Raw genomic sequence first — 20,428 nt, 5'->3', positions numbered from 1 at the left:
TCTGGCGGTTCCTTCCGTCGCTTTGTTGATTCTATCCGTCGCTTCCGATTCTATCCGTCGCTTTTGCTATTCCTTCCGTCGCTCTGGCGGTTCCTTCCGTCGCTTTGATGATTCTATCCGTCGCTCTGGCGGTTCCTTCCGTCGCTCTTGCTATTTCTTCCGTCGCTCCCGCGGCTCTTCTCGTCGCTTCAACCACTCAGCTATAGCTATCAAATCCATATCCACACAAAAAACCCCCGGCACATTGTCGTGCCGGGGGCTAGAAAGTCTAATATTACATTTTTTCCGGTGCAGATACGCCGATTAAGCGTAGTGCATTAGCAATTGTTGTACGAACAGCAGTGATAAGGGCTAAACGAGCTTCTGTTAGCTCTTTATTTGAAGCGTCTAACACTTTTTCAGCGTTATAGAAGCTGTGGAATGCAGCTGCTGTTTCTTGAATATAGTTGGCGATACGGTGTGGTGTACGGTGCTTCGCAGCTTCTGCTACCACTTTCGGGAAGTCGCCCACTTTTTTCAGTAAATCAATTTCTTTTTCTGCAGTTAACAGACTTAAATGATCCGTTGTTGCAGCAAAACCTTGCTCATTTGCTGAGCGTAAAATTGAAGAAATACGTGCATGCGCATATTGTGCATAATACACTGGGTTTTCATTTGATTGAGATACGGCAAGATCAAGGTCAAAGTCCATGTGAGAATCGCCAGCAGTTTTCACGAAGAAATAACGAACTGCATCTAAGCCAACCTCTTCTACAAGCTCACGCATTGTAACAGCGTTCCCTGTACGTTTAGACATTTTGAATTTCTCACCATTTTTATAAAGCTGAACCATTTGGATGATTTCTACTTCAAGCGTATCACGGTCGTAGCCCAGCGCCTGAATAGCAGCTTTCATACGTGGGATATAGCCGTGGTGGTCAGCTCCCCAAATATTAATTAATTTATCGAAACCACGTACAATTTTGTCCTCATGGTAGGCGATATCTGGAGTTAGATATGTGAAAGAGCCATCGTTTTTAATTAACACGCGGTCTTTATCGTCGCCAAATGTTGTTGAACGGAACCAAGTAGCACCGTCTTCTTCAAATACATGACCATTCGCTTTTAGTTTATCTAAAGCTACTTCGATTTTGCCGTTTTCGTATAATGAAGTTTCTGAATACCACACATTAAAGTTTACACGGAAGTTAGCAAGGTCTGTTTTTAACTTGTCTAATTCTAACGCTAAACCATGTTGACGGAAGAATGCAAAACGTTCTTCATCAGTTTTAGATAAAATTACATCGCCATGCTCACTAGCTAGTTTACCAGCGATTTCAATAATATCTGAACCGTGGTAGCCATCCTCTGGCATCTCAGCTTCCATTCCTAAAGCTTGCTTATAACGCGCTTCAAGTGAATAAGCTAAGTTATTAATTTGGTTACCCGCATCGTTAATGTAGTACTCACGAGAAACATCGTAACCTGCCATATCTAGCACATTACATAATGAATCCCCTACAGAAGCTCCACGTGCATGACCTAAATGAAGATCACCTGTTGGATTTGCAGATACGAATTCAACTTGAACTTTTTCTCCTGCGCCAGCATTAGAACGGCCGTAATCAGCACCTTGCTCTAGCACTGCTTTTACTACACCCGATAGGAAATCTTTACGTACAGTAATATTCATGAAGCCAGGGCCAGCAATATCGATTTTCTCAATATCTGTATCTGCTGTGTCAAGATTTTCTAAAATGGCTTCTGCAATGGCACGAGGTGGTTTTTTTGCTAATTTCGTTAATTGCATAGCAATGTTTGTAGCATAGTCCCCATTTGCTTTATCCTTCGGTGTTTCAAGGTGAATATTTAACTCTGTGCCAGCTTCTACTAAGCCAGCTTTTTCAACAGCCTGCGCAATTGCTACTTTAATGGCTTGTTGTACTTGTTCTACTGCGTTCATCATTGTACCTCCGTAAATGTAATGTCTAATGTATAATTGCCAACGGATTGCCCACCCATTAGTAAATCGTACTGTACATGGAAATCTCCGCTTACTGCCTGTTTTGTAAATGTCATATTTTTCGTGTGTATGACGAGTGGCATTGAACCGAACTCACTTTCATAATGACCTATCTGTTGTTCAATTATGTTAAGTGGTAGTCGCATCTTTACTGCTCCGGCACGCATAATTAATGCCTGTTCATTGCCTAGCTTCATAGTTGTGCGGATGGTTTTATCCTCCTGCACCTCTTCATATTTCAAATACATGTTTCCTGCTTTTTCAAGTAGCTGCCCTGTCAGCCACATTTCATAACTTTCGGACTCCCCATCAATCGGGCGAATCGTAGAAATGAGCTTAATGTTCACCTGCGATCTTGCCTCGTTCGCCATTATGGACGCTCCCTTTTATTGTTTTTACTATAACCTTTTTATTATAGGATGAATACTCATATTTTTTCAAGATAGAAGTAAGTATTCTATCCGATATGGCAGTAATTTGTCAATAATCACTTTACTATTTAACATTGACAAAAATCCCCTGAAAATCTACAGTTATGTTATGAAACCAGAATTTTCAATTAATTAACCGGAATGAGGGTTGCTGTATGTTAACAATTGAACAAATTCATGCTGCAAAACGAAGAATTTCATCTTATATATACGAAACGCCTATGATTCGATTAAATGGGCTCGATGAACTTTTAGGATGTCATGCCTACATAAAAGCCGAGAATATGCAAAAAACAAACTCTTTCAAACTTCGTGGGGCTCTTAATAAAATGCTATCCATGCCGTTAGAACAATTGCAAAAAGGCGTAGTTGCTGCTTCCTCGGGTAATCATGGCAAAGGCGTTGCCTACGCTGCCAAGCTCCTAAATATTAAGGCAACAATTGTCCTACCGGATTCAGCTCCTACCGTTAAGGTTGATGGAATACGTGCCTTAGGTGCAGAAGTTGTGCAGTGTAAGCTGGCAGAAAGACATGTTCTAACAGAAAAACTTAGTCGTGATCATGGCTATTGCAACATACACCCTTATGATGATTACGATATTATGGCAGGACAAGGAACAGCAGGTTTGGAAATATTAGCACAGCTCCCTGATGTCGATACTATAGTTGTTCCTATTGGTGGTGGTGGATTAATTAGTGGCATTGCAACTGCTGTAAAATCCATTGCCCCGCATATCAAAATAATTGGTGCGGAGCCTGCTGTTGTTTCGCGTTATAGCAAAAGCTTAGAAGCTGGCGAAAGATTGCTTTTATCGGAACAAAAATCTTTGGCTGATGCCCTACTAACTTTACAGCCTGGAGAACGGAACTTTCCACTTGTTCAACAGCTTGTCGATGAGGTTGTAAGCGTAGATGAAGCATTTATCCATCGCGGGATGAAAACCTTATTCTCCGAGGGTAAAATTGTTGCAGAACCTTCCTCTTCTATCGGGGTTGGGGCTGCCCTGCAAGGAGCTTTACCTATTCATAAAAACGAAAAAGTGTGTTTTCTTATTTCAGGAGGTAATGTTGGATTAACACCTGAATAGAACTAGACAAAAAAGCATCCGTTCAAATTAATGAGTAGATGCTTTTTTGTTAAACATAGCTTTCCGTATTTTTTAATTTCATTGAATCCTTCTTAGTAAATAAAGCTCTCCAGAAATAAATTGCGAGACCAATTAATACTATACAATGGAAAACATAGATAGAAACAGCAAGAACATTTGGCTCACTATCAGTTAAGAAAGCTATAAAATCATGCATAGCGTGCCAGACGATCGGGAAAATAATACTTTTTGTTTTTGCTACAATTTCTGCACAAACCAGCCCAAAGAGGAATGCATAAGTAACTTGTAGTAATGTCATTAAAAAATCAGCACCTGAAGCTAAATTTGCAAGATGTCCAATACCAAATAAAATTGAGGAGCCTAGAATAGCCACTTTAAGCCCTTTTGCTGATAAATATTTGAAAATTAAGCCTCGGAAAATAAGCTCTTCACAAAAACCAACTGCAATAACAAATAGAAGTAAAATAAATACATACTGCGCAGAAAAGCCATCTTTATCTGTAATACCATTGAAGAAAGCAATCAGCTCAGAAATAACAATCACAGCCATCCAAGCCTCGGCTTTAAATCTTCTAAATCCAAAATCACGGAACGAGAATTTACTTTTTTTCATGATCCCAAGAATAACTAGAACACCAGCTGCAGTGGAGATAAATTGAATCAAAAATATTGAGCTTAAGCTACTTATATTTTTGATTGTTATAATTGTCCCAGCTATAGCAGGGAAAACAAGTGCAAGCACAGTAAATAATAATGATAAAAGAATAGGTGAATTTTTCATTTTCATTTATTTTCTCCATTCAACAATTTTTGTTTAACACCTTCATAAACCTCTTTTAAAATACCCTCAATTTCCAAGCTATCTAAATCGCAGGTATTCGTCGCACACATTGTCGCTATACCATGCGTAGTTAACCATATATCTATAAATAAAGATCTAGCAGAAGTTTGGGTTAATCCTGTTAATTTAGAAATTAGCGCTATAATTCCTTGGTTCTCTACGTCATTTACTAAATCTGAAAAGCTCGAGATCTTATATTTATTAGATAGAAATAACAGCTCAAATAACTTTTTTTCTTCTCGTGCAAAGTTAATATAAGCTAATCCCATTCCTAAAAAAGAACTTTCTTGCAAACCCTTTACCATTCTTTCGTTATAAAGATTGCCAGCCCTTTCATATAGTGCATACTTTAAATCGTCCATACTCGAGAATAATCGAAATATAGGCTTTGTCGAACAACCTAACTCTTTTGCTAAATCTCTTGCATTCACACTATCAATGCCACTCTTCCTAACCATTTCAAAAGCACAATCCATTAAAATTTCCTCTGTAAATCGCTCTTTTGGTGCCAAAAAAAATCGCCTCCTTCAATCAGGTAACATCTGTTACCTATAATGAAACAATATTTCCCTGGCTATGTCAACAAGATATGTGATAATAATCAAAAAAGTTCCAAAGAAATGAAAAAGCTCACTTTGTAAATGAGCTTTATTTTCCCAAGAAAATCTTTGAACTCCTCATATCTATTGATGCTTGGAATGATTATGTTAGCCAAATTTTAAAAGCAAATGGGGCTAAAAGTGATCTCATTATGCCTCCCCACTTTTAGCCCCACATTAAACTGTATTTGCGACTAACATTTCACTTTCGCCGTAGAATGCATATTGCCTTTCGCAAACATCACTAACAATTTATATTATCTGAAATGACCTCGTTATTGCTTACTTGTTTAATTTGATCGATTCTCTTTTTCCCCCATTCATACATCATCTCAACGATTGGTAATAACGTCATCCCTAGTTCAGTCATTGAATATTCGACTTTCGGAGGAACTTCCGGAAACACTTCTCTATGAACAATCCCATCTTCCATCAGTTCACGTAATTGGTTTGTTAATATCTTATGAGATATTTTCGGAAAAAGTCTTTGAAGCTCACTGAAACGATGTGGTCCTTCTACACCTAAATGCCACAAAATAACTACTTTCCATTTCCCGCTAATAATTGATAAGGTAAGTTCCTTTTCACAATGGTAATCGTTATTTAATATTCTCTCTTTTATCTCTTCTCTTAATTTATCCGTCATAGAGCTAACTCCTTTTCATATAAGTAACTTTTAGTAACCTCCGCACCAAAAAGTGCACTCTTCACAATGTAGAAAACCGTAGTAAAATGAGGATAGTCTTAAAGACAAATCTTAATCTATTTTTTCTTCTAAATAAAACATCTCATTTAAAGGAGCGAAAATCATGCAAACAATCGCAGGAAAAGTGGCGTTAATTACAGGAGCAGGGCGTGGAATAGGACGCGCAACAGCAGTTGCTTTTGCACAAGAAGGTATTCACATAGGCCTTGTTGGACGTACTCTTGAAAATTTACAACAAGTAGCAGAGGAACTGAAACAATATGATGTGAAGGTAGCCATCGCTGTAGCAAATGTAGCGGATTTAGACTCTATCACTTCAGCAGTTGAATCAATTCGCGGCGAGCTTGGTGCAATCGATATTTTAGTAAACAATGCCGGCATTTCAAAATTTGGTAGCTTCATGGACTTAACGCCTGAAGAATGGACAAATATTATCGATGTTAACGTAAAAGGCGTATACTACACAACACGCGCTGTATTACCTGAGATGATTGAACGCAACACAGGCGACATCATTAATATCTCATCAACAGCTGGTCAAAAAGGGGCACCGATTACAAGTGCATACTCGGCTTCAAAAGCTGCAGTTATCGGACTAAGTGAATCACTAATGCTTGAAGTGCGTAAGAAAAATATTCGCGTTACAACATTAACGCCAAGTACAGTTGCAACAGATATGGCTGTTGAACTAAACTTAACAGACGGCAATCCAGAAAAAGTGATGCAAGCAGAAGATTTAGCAGAGTTAATGGTTGCACAGTTAAAACTTCATCCACGTGTTGTATTAAAACACGCTGGGCTTTGGTCTACGAACCCTTAATAGAACTAATATCAAGGCGCTATCTTATGATGGCGTCTTTTTTTGTAGCTAGCTTATAGCTAACCCCACACCACCCGCTTCATTTCGAAGACCCTACTTATTTTATCCAGCCTAATTTCCCTTCCATTTAACACCTATCCCCGGGAAAAGTTTAAGTATTGATCTATACTTCCAACCATTTAAAAATTTTTTCTAACTTTAATAAACTTTTTATAATTGGAAAGACGTCTAATAATTAGTAATTTAACCATTTAAACAAAAGGAGAAATAATTATGAAAAAAACAATTAAAAAATCTTGGATGATTGTATCAGCACTAACAATAGGAATGGCTGTCTTCACGCCACATCAAGCTGAGGCAACAACAGCAAAAACGACAAACGAAATAACTGTTAAAGCTGAGCAACAAATTAAAGGAACTATTAAAAGTGTTTACGGAGATAGCATCACAATTAAAGGCAAAGACGGCAAAAACTATTATATCGGAATTCAGGAATTTTCTGATGAGCAATTAGAAAAAATGAACTTAATAGAAGGTCAGGAAATCTCTGTAGAAGGTAGTTTAGTACAAGACTATTCAGACTTCTATACGTTTGACGTATATAAAAAAAGCTTACCTAAAGAAATAACAAAAGAAGACTTAGCAAAATTAAAAAAGTTGTTTAATCAAACGAAGAAGTTAGAAAAAGAAGAGAAATATGATGAAGTAGAAAAAATTAGTCTTGAAATGGATAAAATCACAAAGCCGTATATTTTAGCTAGCTGGGTACCTGTATCCTTTGAAGAGTTCATTGAACAGTATGGATTTAATGAAAAAAATATAGTTATTAAAGAAAAAGATCAAAAACAACTGAAAGATATTTATCAACAGTGGATAAAACTAGAAAAATATGGTAAAGAGGAAAACGCACAAGAAAAATTTGATGAATTCCAGAAGGTTCTTCAACCTTACTTAGATGTTTTAAATCCACCGTTAACATTTGAAGAATACATCTCAGATTTGGAATTAGATATCCCTGCTGAAGCCATGCCAAAACTAAAAACTTTATACAATGATGCTAAAAAAGCTGATAAAGATAAAAATGATCAATTATCTGAAAAGCTATGGGGTGAATTTGATGAAATGATTAACCCTTATTTTAAGCCACTTAGCTTTGAAGATTACTTGTCTAACTTTGATTTCGAAATCAAGGCAAATGATCAAAAAAAATTAAAAAAGCTTTATGAAGAAGCAACAGCTCTTGATAAAAAAGGTGACTATGAAAAATCTAATGAAAAATGGGATGCTATCGACAAAATTTTAAATCCATATTTTGAAGCAAATAAAGAAATACTAATCTCAGCTTCTAAAGTAACAATAAACGGTAAAGTTTATATTTCAAAACATTAATAAATATATTTCGGGGTAATCCAAAAAGTCATTACACAATGATTTAGGGATTGCCCCCTTTCTTGTCTCCTAAAACATTTTTAACAATTGCTTATACAAGCATGAGTAAAGGTATAGCGTTAGGGCTTCAATGGCGGAATATCGACTTTATCAACAAAACTATTTAGTCAGAATTTAAAGGAAAATGGGGCTAGCTCATAGCTAAACCCCACTCTAACCGCTTCATATCAACCTTTATAATGACTAACTTATTTTACCCAGCCCAAAATCATTTCTCTTAACAATTTACTCGCTGTATTCGCTGTCATTTCTGATGAGTCGTAGATTGGTGCTACTTCAACTAGATCAAAGCCAACTACATTGACATTACTTGCTGCAATCGCATGGATTGACGCTAGTAATTCTTTTGATGTGATGCCTCCGCAATCTACTGTTCCTGTACCTGGCGCATGTGCTGGATCAAGTACATCTATATCTATCGTAACGTAAACATTACGTCCCGATAAAGATGGTAATACCTCTTTTAATGGCTCTAGCACTTCAAATTTTGAAATGTGCATGCCATTTTCCTTCGCCCATTCGAACTCTTCCTTCATCCCTGAACGAATACCAAATGAATACACATTTTTTGGTCCGATATGTTCAGCAATTTTACGAATAGGAGTTGAGTGAGAAAGTGGCTCCCCTTCATATTCTACACGTAAGTCTGTATGTGCATCGAAGTGGATAATTGCTAGGTCATCATACTTTGCTGATACAGCCTTCATAACAGGCCACGATACTAAATGTTCCCCACCCATACCTACAGGAATCTTGCCATCTGCTAAAAGCTTCTCGATATACTTTTCAATTTCATCTAAAGAACGCTGTGCATTCCCGAATGGTAACGGTATATCTCCTGCATCAAAATATTTCACTTCTTCTAGCTCACGGTCTAAATATGGGCTATATTCTTCTAGACCAATCGATACTTCACGAATACGTTGCGGACCAAATCGTGAGCCTGGACGATAACTAACTGTCCAGTCCATTGGCATACCGTAAATGACTGCCTGAGCATCCTCATACGTAGGATGACTTTTTATAAAAACATTTCCTGAATAAGCTTCATCAAATCTCATTACTAGACCTCCACTTTTATTAGAATTAATTCTATTGAATTCATTTTTATCAGTTCATCACCTTATCCACATGAAATCTGTTTTAATAACTTTCGATGATGAACCTTTTTACCATTACTCTATTATGGGCTTACAGGATTGTAATGAAACCTCTATCCTTGTATCCTCGTATACATTATTGGAACGTCTAGCAAAATTCGATTAAAATCTACAAGGTAACATTCTTTTGTCGAACGCTAGCATTTCAAACAGTACAAAAAAAGTATAGATGTTTTTGAATAAAGTGCAATAGTTTTTACCAATAATTTCGATTAAATATGGATGTTCAGACACATACTATACGCAAGTGTGAGAAAACGAGGTGAAGTCGGATGAAGAGAAAAAGCTATCAACGTAAGCAAAAGCGTTCGAAGCGTACACGTAAAGCACTTACCCTTTTTGTCGCCTTTACATCTGCAATTGTAGTAGCATTTATAGCTTTACGTATCTATGTTCAAGTGGCTGGTGCTCCGCCTTTAACCGTACCTAAAGCCTCTATTTTCTTAGATGAAAATGACAACCAGATCGGGGATCACTTTACGAATGAACGGCGTTATTGGGTTAGTCTTGATGAGATGTCTCCCTATTTAATGAAAGCAGTAGTCGCTGTTGAGGATAAAGACTTTTATAAGCATGGCGGTTTGGATTTTTCTCGTATCGCTGGTGCATTATTAGTTGATCTTAAGGCTGGAGGTAAGGTGCAAGGAGCAAGTACAATTACTCAACAATATGCTCGAAATCTATATCTTTCACATGAAAAATCTTGGACACGAAAATTAAATGAAGCATTGTATGCTTATAGATTAGAAGTTTTTTATGATAAGAATGAAATATTGGAAGGCTACTTAAATACTGTTTACTACGGACATGGTATGTACGGCGTAGAAGCAGCTAGTCGATTTTATTTTGGAAAATCTGCAAAGGATTTAACACTTGCTGAAGCAGCAATGTTAACAGGGGTTCCAAAAGGGCCAAGTATTTACTCCCCTATTGCCAATCTAGAAAAGGCAACTAATCGCCAACACGTTATTTTAAAATTGATGGCCGATCAAGGAGCTATTACGCAAGATGAAAAAACACGTGCAGAAAATGAAAAGCTTGTCTTAAAGAATGATAGCTGGGTAGCAACAAAATCTGTAGCACCATTCTTCCTTGACGTAGCATGGCAAGAGGCTAGTGAAATTTTGAAATCACAGAATCTCGACATTAGTGAAGGTGGCTGGACTATCCAAACAACTCTTAATCTAGAACACCAAAAGGCAGCAGAAGAAGCTGTAGCCAAACATATGCCTGCTGATGACCTGCAAACTGCTTTTGTTAGTATGGTACCCAAAACAGGCGCCGTTACAGCATTAGTTGGAGGCCGTGACTATTCTGCAAGTTCATTTAACAGAGTTACACAGGCAAAACGTCAACCAGGATCAACAATTAAACCTATTTTATATGCAGCAGCTTTAGAGAATGGCTATACACCATTAACATATTTAAATGTGGGTGAGACAACTTTCACTTATGATCATGGACGGGCCACATATTCACCAAAAAATGTTAACGGTCAATTTGCAAAACATGATATGTCAATGGCACAAGCCATCGCTATCTCTGATAATATTTACGCTGTTAAAACTTTAGAGGAGATTGGATTTAAAGCATTTCATGAAATGGCTAATCGCTTCAACGTCAATATCGGTACTAAAGACAATTTATCCATCGCCCTTGGAACGACTGAAACAACATTATATGAAATGACGAATGCCTATAATATTTTAGCATCACAGGGTCAAAAGACCACTCCTACTACTATTGTTTCTATTAAAAATGCTAATGGGGATATCATCTACGAAAATAAAGAAGTTAATAAAGAAGCTGAGACAGTTCTCTCAAAAGAAAATACGTATATCTTAACAGAAATGATGACGGGTATTTTCGACCCAGTCTTTAGCGATTATTCTCCTGCTACAGGGATTAGCATTCGCTCTCGCATGACGCATACGTATGCAGCAAAATCTGGCTCTACAAATAGCGATCAGTGGCTGATTGGATTTACACCTAGCTTAACCGCCGGCGTGTGGAATGGCTATGACCAAGGAAAAAATCTAACGGCAAAAGAAGATACTGCATCTACAAAGCAAATTTGGATTGACTTTATGGAGGCTGTCAATAAAGGAACAAAAAACGAGGATTTCGCAAAGCCTAAAGGCGTTAAAGGTGTGGTCGTCGATATTGAATCAGGTAAGTTAGCGACAGATGCCTGTCCTAAACAGCGTCTCGTATATATGGATGCTAAAGATGTACCAACTGAAAAATGTTCAAACTTTGATATTCTCGATACCAATACGTGGGGAAATTTCTGGAATATGCTTCCATTCTCCATTTTTAAAAATTAACTAATCCTGTGGAACCTTTATCAGCTATAAACGTTTTAACTAACGAAGGCTCTCGACAAAGTAACAGACATATACGAAAAAGAAAAGCTTTCTCTTCCCCGGAGCCGTGTCCGTGGGAACAGAAAGCTTTTCTTATTTATGGTTCGCGAAGTAGATGAGCATCATGGGGCATTTGGCTTGGGTTTGGGTTGTTCAAATGCCGCATAGCGCTCATCACATTCGCAGAACCAAGTGTCCTAGCTTACTAAAATGTAAGCTCTGAATCAAGTTTACTTTGTTTCAAACCTACTTTCAACCTTATATCGAAAGCGATTGCAAAATGTCACAGATTGTTCAATCATTGTAGGTCTATTTAACAAATAAATCTTGACGCAATTGCTCCTCACTGCGTGCCCACAGATCCGGATTGAGCTCTTCTAGGAAAGAAGCTAACACTTTTTTAGATGGTGCATCCATATGTTCTACAATAATATGACGTTTCATAGATTTATCCATTTTATTCACATGATCAGCTAAAATTTTATAGCCACGACGTTTTTCTCGATTAACTACCATTTCACACGCAGTTACACCTGCATAGTAAGGCCCATCCGCTTTATGGTCTATCGTCACCCACACTAACCAATACGGTCTCCCACCTTCTGAATCAGCACGATCTGTCGTAAATTTAATACCTCGTTCCACATCACTGCGAGCATGCATAGCACCAATTTCAACTGATGCCGTCCCTTCTTCTATATCGATAATGACTGGCGATACGTTTTCAAGAGAAAGCGAACCGATACCAAATCCCTTATGTCCGTCTGTCGGGTCATTTTTAATAATAGTAAAGCCCATTTTTTGTTTTGGTTTTTCTTCATTTTCCATACTCTAACTACCTCCATTCTGCTATTATAAAAGTAAAGCATAGTTAAGCGCATTAACGCCGTAATAAATGCGACACTGGCTTTGCGCAAATGCCAAGTAAGAAGTTTATACTTTCTTAACTAACTATACAACATTATTCAATAAAGGAGGCAATATTATGCCATACGTAACAGTGAAAATGCTTGAAGGTCGTACAGAAGAACAGAAACGTGCCCTAGTAAAAGAAGTAACAGAAGCCGTTTCTCGTACAGTTAACGCGCCACCAGAAAACGTAACAGTTTTCATTGAAGAAATGTCTAAAAACCATTACGGAGTTGCAGGCGTGCGTTTCAGCGATAAATAATGAGTTAACGGGTAGAGCATCATAAAGCTCTACTCTTTTTACGTATGGTGTAATTACTGAAGATACATAACATTTTACCAGGCCGGCTATAATTGCCGATTTTTTTAGTTCTAGCGGCGGTATTCGAACCTTTACCGGCTATTCTCTCACTTTTAGCGGCGCAACTCGAACCTTTACCGGCGATTCTTTCACTTTTAGCGGCGCAACTCGAACCTTTACCGGCGATTCCTCCACTTTTAGTAGCGCAACTCGAACCTTTACCGGCGATTCTTCCACTTTTAGTAGCGCAACTCGACTCGTTACCGGCGATTCTTTCGTTTCTACCGGTGGAACTCGGCCTACTTCCGTCTATTCGTAATTTCAATACTAGGATGTGATCTATGAAATGAATAAATTTAAACTGTCAGTACTCATTTGTATGCTCATCATTGGCCTCCTACTTATTTTTATTAATCCCATTCAAAATGCAATTATCGCCCATTTGAGTAAACAATTAAATACCACTGAATACAGTGCAGAAGATATTGAAAAAAACAATGATGCGGATGCTAATTTTGAATTTGAAGCAGTGCAATCTCTATCCATTGCGGAAGTTTTAAAAGCCCAAACAACCGCAAATAAAATGCCTGTCATTGGTAGTATCGCTATCCCCAGTGTTAGTATGAAACTTCCTATCGTCAAAGGAGTTGGTAATGCCTCTCTTGCGGTTGGAGCAGGCACTATGAAGCCTAATCAAAAACTTGGACAAGGAAACTACGCATTAGCAGGTCATTACTTTGAGGAAAAAGATATTTTATTTGGCCCCTTATACAAAGCGAGCATAGGAGATACGATTTATTTAACGGATTTAACGAGTATTTATGAGTACAAGATAACGACCAAGGAAATCATAGCTGCAACGGATGTTTACGTTATTGATGACATCCCTGATAAAACTATTTTGACCCTCGTTACATGCGCTGATAAAGGTACAAAAAGACTGGCCGTTCAAGCAGATTTTGTCGAGCAATATCCATTTGATGAAGCACCTGCAAAACTATCAGAAACTTTTTAGTATAAGAAAAGCCCCAAGATTTCACGATCTTGGGGTTTTCTTATGGAAAATTATTTAACTTCCGTATTGCGACGGCGCAATAAGAATAATGCACCTAGAACTAGAGCTACACCAATTAGTGTAAGAGCTGTTTGGTTTGCCCCATTTGTTTGTGGCAGTTTGCCTTTCGCCTTTAACTGTGCTTCCAATTCATTTGCATCTGCTTTGATTTTGTCAATATCAAGAGATTTTGCTACTTCATCCTGTTCCTCTTTAGATAACTTGTTGTATTTATCGAGGAAATCCTTATATGCATCTAATGTGTCTTTATTTGCTGTAGAAGGATTGTATGGCTTTAAGTCTTTTCCTTGATCAATGACTTCTTGTACAGATGGTTTTCCAGGGTTTGTCGGATTTTTTGGATCTATTTGGTTACCTGAGTTACCTGGATTTGGTTTGTTTGGATCAACTGGCTTCTCCGGATCAGGATTTGGCTTATTTGGATCAACTGGCTTCTCCGGATCTGGATTTGGTTTGTTTGGATCAACCGGTTTCTCCGGATCTGGATTTGGTTTGTTTGGATCAACCGGTTTCTCTGGATCTGGATTTGGTTTGTTTGGATCAACCGGTTTCTCTGGATCTGGATTTGGTTTATTTGGATCAACCGGTTTTTCTGGATCAGGATTTGGCTTATTTGGATCAACTGGCTTCTCCGGATCTGGATTTGGTTTGTTTGGATCAACCGGTTTCTCTGGATCTGGATTTGGTTTGTTTGGATCAACCGGTTTTTCCGGATCTGGATTTGGTTTGTTTGGATCAACCGGTTTTTCCGGATCTGGATTTGGGCCTGGATTTGGGCCTGGGCCTGGATTTGGATTTGGATTTGGTTTGTTTGGATCAACCGGTTTTTCTGGATCTGGATTTGGTTTGTTTGGATCAACTGGTTTTTCCGGATCTGGATTTGGTTTATTTGGATCAACCGGTTTCTCTGGATCTGGATTTGGTTTGTTTGGATCAACTGGTTTTTCCGGATCTGGTGTCCAGCCCTCTGGTTCGTTTTTGATTTCAATAATTTGGTTACCTGTATATGTGCCTGATGTTTCTTTTTCATCGCGATTTAATGTAAAGCTTACATCTGGATTATTAAAACCAGGGACTTTTGTTTCTTTTAATATATAATTACCCTCAGCTAATTTTAATCCGAAATCTAATACACCGTTATTACCTGTTTTAGCGCTAATTAATGGTTTATCACCTGTGTATTCGCTATATAAAGTAAACTCAACATCTTTCATTACTTCGCCTGTTGCAGCATTCGTTTTTACAATAACGAATGGTACTTTAACTGTTGATGCTTGGTTACCATATTTAAAATTAGTAATTGACCAGCTATCATTTCCACTTGTTTGACTGCTACCTTGATAGCTTACTTCTACTTCATTTTTAGCATCAGTGCCTGAAGGACCTGTAAATACTGTTTCGTATTCTACGTAGTAAGCTCCAGTTACATTACCTAAATCAAGTGTGTACGTACCATTTTTCATATCTACATTTAATGTATACTTACTTGGATCTAAAAGTGTCTTCTCTTCAGTCGGATCACTTGGAGTTATCCCAGACAATGCAACTTTATATATTTTAAATGTATCTTCTAAAATCATTTGTTCTGGGTTACCATCATCATCTTTACCAACTGTGTCGGTAATGACTACATTGTTTAATATAGATTGTGCGTAGTTAAATTCAAAATTCCACTTAGCTACAGCAGAACCTTGTTGTGCTTGTTTACCCTTTTTGTTTAAAATTTTGTCTGTATGACTTACATCAACTGTTTTTGACCACGATGCATTTTCACCCTTAGCGCTTGTTAATGTAGCTGTATTTGTAATGCTTACTGGGCTACCATGTGGGAAAATGCTATCTGTATCTACTGATTCATAAGTCACTTTATAAACGCTATCAATATTCCCTAATTCAAGCTTTATTTCATTCGCTTTACCTGAAGTGTTTTTAATATTTGTTAATGTTTCTTTCTCTACGAAATCACCATTTGCATTTAGTTCACCTTTTTTCACTACAATATTTTGAACTTTTTGTGTATCCGGTAATTTATCTTCAAATACTGCACCTTCTAATGAATTGTAGTTAAAGTTTAACTCAACATCCCAGTAGAAGGTTTTTGTTGCGTAATCATAGTAACCCTCTTTTTTACCGTTTGCTTTTTGTTCAGGGCGGATAGCTTGTTCATCCCAATCAGATGAAGCATTTGATAAAATACTATTTGTCATTTTTACTTCATTTCGATATTGAATTGTATTTTCTCCAACATGTCGAATATCGTAATCTGTATCGTACGTAATTTCGATAAGTTTATTTGTTGGATTCTTTAAAGTAATTTCGAAACCAGTTTGATCGTTTTTATTAGTTAACGTGTAATCTGTATCTTTAGCTAATGGAGTATTATCTACTTTTACTACTAAAGTATCTTCTTTTAAAGTTAGATTTTTATCTGTAAAAGTATCAGTAAACACTGTATTAGCAGCTAAGTTATAGCCTGCTTGGTTCGCCACAATTTTCCATGACATTGTTTTATTATGATAATCGATACCATTTTTAGATTTGTATAGTAATAAACCATTTTTACTATAAGTTGTACTGTCTTGAACTGATTGTTCCATATCGCTACGCGTTACTGTATTTGTTACTGTATAGTCTTCCGTAGGATAAACATTAGCTTTTGGCTTTGTTTTGTATTTGATAACATATGGTTTTGTTACATCAGCATCAAATGATAATTTAAAGCCGTTTTTGTTTTTGTCTTTATATTCAACTACATTAGAAGAAATATCGGCAGGAGTAGTACCATCTTCCATGAACACCAGTACGTCTCCATCTAATTCTTGGGTGTCTGGCCACACATCAGTCAATACTGCATTTTTCGATGATATGTTGCGCTTATTGAAGTTGTAATTAATCGTCCAATGTGTTGCTAAATCATTATAAGTAGGACCTTCATGTGTTTTTGCTAATGGATCACCAAAGTTTACAGTTACTGATTGAGGAGAGGATTCCCCATTATAAGTAGCCTCATTTTTAAAGTTTGCACTTTTAACGTTACCTGGGTCACCAACTTCTGTTTGGTACTCAATATGGTAAGCTGTATACTTTTCATTTGGTAATTTAATTGTCATTCTGTCTTTACCAGAAACTGTATCAAAGGTTGGAATCGCAGTTACAGGGTCAGTAGAGGCTTTTAGTGTGCCATTAGGTAATACATTAAACTTTGTGATTTTTACAGAATCTTGCTTAAATGTATGTTCACCTTCTATTAATGTATCAACAAAATTTGTAGTACCTGACGCTTCATTAACCCCTAGATCTGTATTAACATCTACTTTCCAGTTAATAGACTCGCTGTTTAGCGCACCATTATCTGCTTTACCTGATTTGAAAACAGGTGTACCGTTATTCGAAGGTTGGAAGTTCAGCTCGATGTTTTCAGTGCCTGGTAAACTAATTGTTTCATCCCAATTCATATTACCCTTTGAAAATTTCGCCTCTACCATAAAGTATGCACCTGGCTCAAGGGCTACACCCGTTCCTAAACTATCTCGTAACTCATCGTTGAATGTAATTACAATATTATTTCCATTTTTCGAAATTGTACCAACCTCACCATAAGCTGTTCCATTTGGGAATGTTATATCTTCAAAAATAGCTGGTAAAGTGTACGTTAATGTTGTACCCGGGCCATAATTATGTCCCGCTGCTAGTTCTAAATAAAATTTAAACTCTGCAGATTGTCCATTAGTAACTTTAATGCTGTCATTTGGATTAACCTTTGCTTCACCCACAGTAAATTCAACATTTTTAATGACATCAACAGACATAGTTGAATCATACTTTGGCGGTGTAGTTTCGTCCTGCATATCTCCACTTGAGTCTTTTACTTCACTGCCAGAATCAGCTTTAGTCCCATCTTCTTTTCCTGCTTCAGCTGGTGGTGGGAGCTCGTCCGCGGAACCTGTACCAGTACCAGCATCTCCTCCAGTTTCAGCTGGTGGTGTTACATGTGGTACGGCATCTCCCTTAGAACCAGTACCAGCATCTCCTCCAGTTTCAGCTGGTGGTGTTACATGTGGTACGATCCCTCCTGTAGAACCAGTACCAGTATCTGTTCCAGTTTTAACTGCAGGTGGTTCGCCCTCTGCTGCAAACACTGAAATCGGTGATAGTACTGTTTGGAATACTAGTAGCATTAAGATTATTGCTATGTTTAATTTTTTAAATTTCCTCATGTTTCTCTCCTTTTCTAAGTTCAGAGAGATACCTGTTAATGTTTGCTGACGACGTTGCATTCTTTCTGCATGTTATAAAAGTATGCCACAAACATAGGTTGGTCCCTCTTTCCTTCTATTCACTTGTCGTCTAAATGAATACATTCAAGTAAGCACTCACGAATAGGCATTCATGATGACTTATGTATGTTCTATGTACAATTCGAATATATTCATAGTACTTTTGTAACGTCTTAAACAATAGGTATTATCCACATTAGGGTTTTCGACTCATTATAAAAGATAATACTAAACAAATTCTAAACAATCACAGACTTTCTATTTACAAAATTCTAAAAAATTCTATATAGTTTCCACTTTATTCATCTTTATACAACGACAAAAAAACAGTAAAAATAACTCAAATAGAGTATTTTCACTGTTTTTCACTATAGGTATGTTGGAATACTATTTATTCCACCTTATTTTACATACACACTTTTATACATAAAAAATTTTTTTAATTTTTCCCCTGTCCTTGAATCAAAGCTAATATTTTGTTCTTCACAACGGAATGGGTACTGTTGTCCTCTAAGAAATCTAGTGGGAAATATACTTTATGATCTCGCTTCATACGGCCAGAAATAGAATCAACAATAATAGATTCCCGCGATAGCTCTCTTAGCTCTCCATTTTTCATTTCTAAGAAAATAGGAACACGCACTTCTTCCTCTCCTGGTCGATAAAAGTCATAAGGTAAATCTGCCGTCGTATCGTGGACAAGATAATATTCTGGATTTAAATCAGCTTGCCTGAAGAGCTCTTGTAGTTTTTGATATTTATCTAGCTCTACACCTGGATCTAAATCGATGTATTGAAATAGCTTTCGATTAACAAAGCGGCGGCTTAAGTCACTTAAAATCGCATCTTCCTCTTGCATCCAAAGCTGAAAATACGTAAAAAGAATACTCTCATCTAATGCAAGATAGTCCTCAAGCGTAATTGAATTACAGAAAAATGCTAAAAAGTGTGTAGGCTCATGCTTAAATTTGTAACCTTCCAAGCTAAGTTGCTTAGCGCGTTTTAAAATATTATTTAAAACAACCTCTGCACTGCGAGATACTGGATGGAAATAAATTTGTAAGTACATTTGATAGCGGCTCATTATATAATCTTCTACCGCATGCATGCCCGTTGCTTTAATTACCACCTGATTTTTTCGTGGACGCATTACTCTTAAAATACGTTCCATATCAAAATGACCATAACTTACGCCAGTGAAATAAGCATCGCGTTGTAGATAATCCATACGATCAGCGTCTATTTGACTTGATATTAAACTGACGACCTGCTTATTCGGATATGTTTTTTCAATTACTTGTGATACTTTTTCAGGGAAATCAGCCGATACTTTTTTTAATACTGCATTCACTTCTGTATCGCCAAGTAAAATTTGCCTAGTATAAAATTCATGATCAAGCTCAAAGACATTTTCAAAAGCATGCGAAAATGGCCCATGCCCTAAATCGTGTAATAGGGCTGCACAAAGCACAAGCAGTCGTTCATCTTCATCCCATTCAGGGCGACCTGCAAATATATCATCTACTATACGGCGTATAATTTCGTAAACACCAAGTGAGTGACTAAAGCGGCTATGCTCTGCTCCATGGAATACTAAAAACGTTGTACCGAGTTGGCGAATTCGACGTAATCGCTGAAATTCTTTCGTACCAACTAGATCCCAAATCACTTGATCCCGTACATGCACATATCGATGCACTGGATCCTTGAATACTTTCTCCTCTTGTAACTTAGCTTTTGCATAGTGTGTCAATTGTACAGCACCCCCGTTTCCTATTTGTTCTATTATATGCGATAAATGCAGGACTAGCATACATATTCCCTTTTAATTCTAGAGACTATCAACCTAACTCACTGTATTCTCGTCTTAATTTAGGATTCTATTGTTCTAATTTTCTAAGTGATGGAGCGAACGTGAAGCTTCCCGTCATCTCGAGGTCATTCCGTCGTTTTGGCTCTTCTTTCCGTCACTTTTACTCTTCTTTCCGTCGCTCTGAATCTTTTATCCGTCGCTTCGATGACTCTAAAAATGGACAAAAAACAAAAACTACCTCCAACTAGTGAAGATAGCATTTTGATTTTCTTATTTCTTTAACTTTGCTAAAACCTTTTCCATTAGTTCTTCTTCTGTTAATGCAGCAACAGGACGGCTATTTACAAAGGTAAATGTTTTTTTACGTCCTGGGCCACAATAGGAATGACAGCCAATTTCGATGGTTGCATCAGGATCGATTTCCTTTAATTTTGGAATTAACGTTTTTAAGTTAACGGCCTGACATTCATCGCAAACTTTAAATTCGTTTGCCATTTTGTCAACAACCCTTTCTATATAGTATTTTTGTAACTTCTTTCAGCTGAAAGTCTCCCACCTCTATAGGTGGTG

At 37.3% G+C, this 20,428-nt stretch carries 17 protein-coding genes; 7 read left to right on the top strand and 10 right to left on the bottom strand.

What is annotated here, in order from left to right:
- Window positions 1-274 precede the first annotated feature (274 nt).
- On the bottom strand, window positions 275-1,942 hold the full coding sequence (gene argS, locus ACQKNC_RS17200; protein WP_427425976.1) for an arginine--tRNA ligase: 1,668 nt from the start codon (window positions 1,940-1,942) through the stop codon (window positions 275-277).
- Window positions 1,942-2,373: a DUF1934 domain-containing protein gene (locus tag ACQKNC_RS17195; protein WP_427425975.1), complete on the bottom strand. Its 432-nt coding sequence runs from the start codon at window positions 2,371-2,373 to the stop codon at window positions 1,942-1,944. Before ACQKNC_RS17195 ends, argS begins: the two co-directional genes overlap by 1 nt.
- A gap of 215 nt (window positions 2,374-2,588) precedes the next feature.
- Here ACQKNC_RS17195 and ACQKNC_RS17190 point away from each other — a divergent pair, with 215 nt between their 5' ends.
- A complete protein-coding gene (locus ACQKNC_RS17190; protein WP_427425974.1) occupies window positions 2,589-3,521 on the top strand; it encodes a threonine ammonia-lyase in 933 nt (310 codons plus the stop codon).
- A gap of 49 nt (window positions 3,522-3,570) precedes the next feature.
- Here the strand turns inward: ACQKNC_RS17190 and ACQKNC_RS17185 are convergent, their stop codons facing one another.
- The 3 genes from ACQKNC_RS17185 to ACQKNC_RS17175 form a co-directional block, all read right to left on the bottom strand.
- On the bottom strand, window positions 3,571-4,329 hold the full coding sequence (locus ACQKNC_RS17185; protein ID WP_427425973.1) for a CPBP family intramembrane glutamic endopeptidase: 759 nt from the start codon (window positions 4,327-4,329) through the stop codon (window positions 3,571-3,573).
- On the bottom strand, window positions 4,326-4,895 hold the full coding sequence (locus tag ACQKNC_RS17180; RefSeq protein ID WP_427425972.1) for a TetR/AcrR family transcriptional regulator: 570 nt from the start codon (window positions 4,893-4,895) through the stop codon (window positions 4,326-4,328). The genes ACQKNC_RS17185 and ACQKNC_RS17180 overlap by 4 nt, the downstream gene beginning before the upstream one ends.
- A gap of 331 nt (window positions 4,896-5,226) precedes the next feature.
- Window positions 5,227-5,628: a winged helix-turn-helix transcriptional regulator gene (locus ACQKNC_RS17175; RefSeq protein WP_427425971.1), complete on the bottom strand. Its 402-nt coding sequence runs from the start codon at window positions 5,626-5,628 to the stop codon at window positions 5,227-5,229.
- 163 nt (window positions 5,629-5,791) lie between these two features.
- On the opposite strand from ACQKNC_RS17175, the gene ACQKNC_RS17170 reads away from it, so the two are divergent.
- Both ACQKNC_RS17170 and ACQKNC_RS17165 read left to right on the top strand, forming a co-directional pair.
- A complete protein-coding gene (locus ACQKNC_RS17170; protein ID WP_427425970.1) occupies window positions 5,792-6,508 on the top strand; it encodes a 3-ketoacyl-ACP reductase in 717 nt (238 codons plus the stop codon).
- A gap of 273 nt (window positions 6,509-6,781) precedes the next feature.
- Complete coding sequence (locus ACQKNC_RS17165; RefSeq protein WP_427425969.1) at window positions 6,782-7,897, top strand: hypothetical protein; 1,116 nt, start codon at window positions 6,782-6,784, stop codon at window positions 7,895-7,897.
- Window positions 7,898-8,145: 248 nt separating this feature from the next.
- Here ACQKNC_RS17165 and speB read toward each other — a convergent pair whose 3' ends face one another.
- A complete protein-coding gene (gene speB / locus ACQKNC_RS17160; RefSeq protein ID WP_427425968.1) occupies window positions 8,146-9,018 on the bottom strand; it encodes an agmatinase in 873 nt (290 codons plus the stop codon).
- Between the two features lie 371 nt (window positions 9,019-9,389).
- On the opposite strand from speB, the gene ACQKNC_RS17155 reads away from it, so the two are divergent.
- Window positions 9,390-11,444, top strand: a complete 2,055-nt coding sequence (locus ACQKNC_RS17155; protein WP_427425967.1) for a transglycosylase domain-containing protein — start codon at window positions 9,390-9,392, stop codon at window positions 11,442-11,444.
- 348 nt (window positions 11,445-11,792) lie between these two features.
- On the opposite strand, the gene ACQKNC_RS17150 is transcribed toward ACQKNC_RS17155, so the two are convergent.
- Window positions 11,793-12,311: a YwhD family protein gene (locus tag ACQKNC_RS17150; protein ID WP_427425966.1), complete on the bottom strand. Its 519-nt coding sequence runs from the start codon at window positions 12,309-12,311 to the stop codon at window positions 11,793-11,795.
- A 157-nt stretch (window positions 12,312-12,468) separates the two neighbouring features.
- Here ACQKNC_RS17150 and ACQKNC_RS17145 point away from each other — a divergent pair, with 157 nt between their 5' ends.
- Both ACQKNC_RS17145 and ACQKNC_RS17140 read left to right on the top strand, forming a co-directional pair.
- Window positions 12,469-12,654 carry a 2-hydroxymuconate tautomerase gene (locus ACQKNC_RS17145; protein ID WP_053484500.1) on the top strand — a complete coding sequence of 62 codons (186 nt, stop codon included), beginning with the start codon at window positions 12,469-12,471 and terminating at the stop codon, window positions 12,652-12,654.
- A gap of 385 nt (window positions 12,655-13,039) precedes the next feature.
- Window positions 13,040-13,708: a class A sortase gene (locus ACQKNC_RS17140; RefSeq protein ID WP_427425965.1), complete on the top strand. Its 669-nt coding sequence runs from the start codon at window positions 13,040-13,042 to the stop codon at window positions 13,706-13,708.
- Window positions 13,709-13,758: 50 nt separating this feature from the next.
- Here ACQKNC_RS17140 and ACQKNC_RS17135 read toward each other — a convergent pair whose 3' ends face one another.
- Both ACQKNC_RS17135 and ACQKNC_RS17130 read right to left on the bottom strand, forming a co-directional pair.
- Entirely contained in the window at window positions 13,759-17,985 is a 4,227-nt protein-coding gene (locus tag ACQKNC_RS17135; RefSeq protein ID WP_427425964.1) for a collagen binding domain-containing protein, read from the bottom strand.
- A 499-nt stretch (window positions 17,986-18,484) separates the two neighbouring features.
- Window positions 18,485-19,858 carry an HD domain-containing protein gene (locus ACQKNC_RS17130; RefSeq protein ID WP_427425963.1) on the bottom strand — a complete coding sequence of 458 codons (1,374 nt, stop codon included), beginning with the start codon at window positions 19,856-19,858 and terminating at the stop codon, window positions 18,485-18,487.
- Between the two features lie 101 nt (window positions 19,859-19,959).
- Here ACQKNC_RS17130 and ACQKNC_RS17125 point away from each other — a divergent pair, with 101 nt between their 5' ends.
- Entirely contained in the window at window positions 19,960-20,106 is a 147-nt protein-coding gene (locus tag ACQKNC_RS17125) for a hypothetical protein (RefSeq protein WP_427425962.1), read from the top strand.
- A gap of 22 nt (window positions 20,107-20,128) precedes the next feature.
- On the opposite strand, the gene ACQKNC_RS17120 is transcribed toward ACQKNC_RS17125, so the two are convergent.
- Complete coding sequence (locus ACQKNC_RS17120; protein ID WP_049667962.1) at window positions 20,129-20,353, bottom strand: DUF1450 domain-containing protein; 225 nt, start codon at window positions 20,351-20,353, stop codon at window positions 20,129-20,131.
- Window positions 20,354-20,428: the final 75 nt, after the last annotated feature.

This window comes from Lysinibacillus sp. NPDC094177 (assembly GCF_050279145.1).
GTDB lineage: Bacteria > Bacillota > Bacilli > Bacillales_A > Planococcaceae > Lysinibacillus.
This window is presented reverse-complemented; position numbering and strand designations above follow the sequence as displayed.